Here is a 1754-nt window from a genome sequence, read left to right as displayed (position 1 = left end):
GATCCCTCCAAGCGATTCCGCACCGGTACCGGTAGATGATCGCCTCCACCATGGTGCGGGCGTCGGCGAACGGCCTGCCGGCGCGGCCGGTCCGGGTCGGGAGCATCGGGGCGATCAACTCCCATTGTGCGTCGGAGAGCATCTGGAACCGGGACATGTCCCCAGGGTCTCAGCTGACTCGTGCATCTATTCTCAGACACGCCCTAGGTCAGGGTGAACGCCGAGGCTGGGAGGGGCTTGCCTGCGGTGTACCCCGCGCAGGAGGAGGCGGCCATGGCGGGCGCGGCCGTCGATGCGGCCACGGCCGGCACGGCCCAGGCGAGGCCGGTGGGGGTCAAGCCCCTCGTGATGGTGTAGCGGTCTGATCCTTCATGGGGGTCAGGCGCTGAGGCCGAGGGTGAGTTCGGTGTCGGGGTCCACCTCGTCTCCGGTGTTGGTCACGGTGGTGAGCCTGCAGCGGGCCAGGACTTCGAGACCGAGGTAGCGTCGACCCTCGGCCCATTCATCGGTCTGCTCGGCCAGCACCGCACCCACTAGCCTGACGATGGCCGCCCGGTTGGGGAAGATGCCCACCGCGTCGGTGCGACGGCGGATCTCCCGGTTGAGCCGCTCGGCCGGGTTGTTCGACCAGACCTGCGTCCAGACGTCCTTCGGGAACGTGGTGAAGGCCAGGATGTCCGCCCGGGCGGCGTCGAGGTGCTCAGCCACGGTGGGCAGCTTCCCGCTCACGTAGTCCAGGAGCCGGTCGAACTGCGCGTGCACGCTGGCCGCATCGGGCTGGTCATAGACCGAGTGCAGCATGGCTTTCACGGCCGGCCACATGTTCTTCGGGGTGATGCCCATCAGGTTCGCCGCGTAATGGGTGCGGCAGCGCTGCCACGTCGCTCCGGGCAGGTTCGCCGCGATGGCGTCCTTGAGTCCGGTGTGGGCGTCAGAAGTGACCAACCGGACCCCGGCCAGGCCGCGGGCGACCAGGTCGGCGAAGAACTCGTTCCACGCCGCCCCGGTCTCCGAGGTGGCGACCCGCAGGCCCAGGACCTCGCGGTGGCCGTCAGCGTTGACCCCGGTGGCCAGCAGCACCACGGCGTTGACCACGCGCCCGCCCTCGCGGACCTTCATGCTCAGCGCATCGGCGGCCACGAACGTGAACGGGCCGGCCACCCCGAGCGGGCGGTGGCGGAAGGCCTCGACCTGCTCGTCGAGCTCGGTGGCCATCCGGGAGACTTGGGACTTGGACAGGGCGTTGACGCCCAGAGTCTTGACCAGCTTGTCCATCCGTCGGGTCGAGACCCCGGCGAGGTAGCAGTCAGCGACCACGGTGATCAGCGCCGACTCCGCTCTCTTCCTGCGTTCAAGTAGCCAGTCCGGGAAGTACGTGCCCGATCTGAGCTTGGGGATGGCCACGTCCAGGGTGCCGACCCGGGTGTCCAGGTCCCGGTGGCGGTACCCGTTCCGCTGAGCAGTGCGCGAGGAGCTGGGCTTGCCCCATTCGGCACCGACCACCGCGTCGGCATCCGCGGACAGCAAGGTGTTGATCATGGTCTGCAGCAGATGGCGCATCATGTCCGGGGACGCTTCAGACAGGGCTTCTCCGAGCAGGCCGGCAGGGTCGAGAATATGAGGAGCGGTCATCGTGATGACTCCATTCGAGGATTCTGTGGAAGGTTGACTCGACGGATCACACGGTGGCCGCGACCACGTCTGAGACGACACGCCCGACCACCGGGCGCTACACCACTATGCGGGACTCAACT

2 protein-coding genes are annotated in these 1754 nt (G+C 68.0%); both read right to left on the bottom strand.

Annotation, left to right across the window (positions count from 1 at the left end; genetic code table 11):
• Nucleotides 1–157 (bottom strand): transposase (locus J1M37_RS09920; protein ID WP_148111522.1); only part of this gene is annotated, 157 nt, incomplete at its 3' end.
• A gap of 221 nt (nt 158–378) precedes the next feature.
• Nucleotides 379–1632 carry an IS256 family transposase gene (locus J1M37_RS09915; RefSeq protein WP_078025632.1) on the bottom strand — a complete coding sequence of 418 codons (1254 nt, stop codon included), beginning with the start codon at nt 1630–1632 and terminating at the stop codon, nt 379–381.
• Nucleotides 1633–1754: the final 122 nt, after the last annotated feature.

Origin of the sequence: Micrococcus sp. KRD012 (genome assembly GCF_017168555.1) — a bacterium.
GTDB classification, from domain to species: domain Bacteria; phylum Actinomycetota; class Actinomycetes; order Actinomycetales; family Micrococcaceae; genus Micrococcus; species Micrococcus luteus.
Note: the sequence above shows the minus strand (reverse complement) of the source record. Positions and strands in the feature narration are given on the sequence as shown.

Bases quoted from the DNA above. Each gene is read 5' to 3' on its own strand.
- J1M37_RS09915 (WP_078025632.1), bottom strand. From the start codon at position 1,632: ATGACCGCTCCTCATATTCTCGACCCTGCCGGCCTGCTCGGAGAAGCC.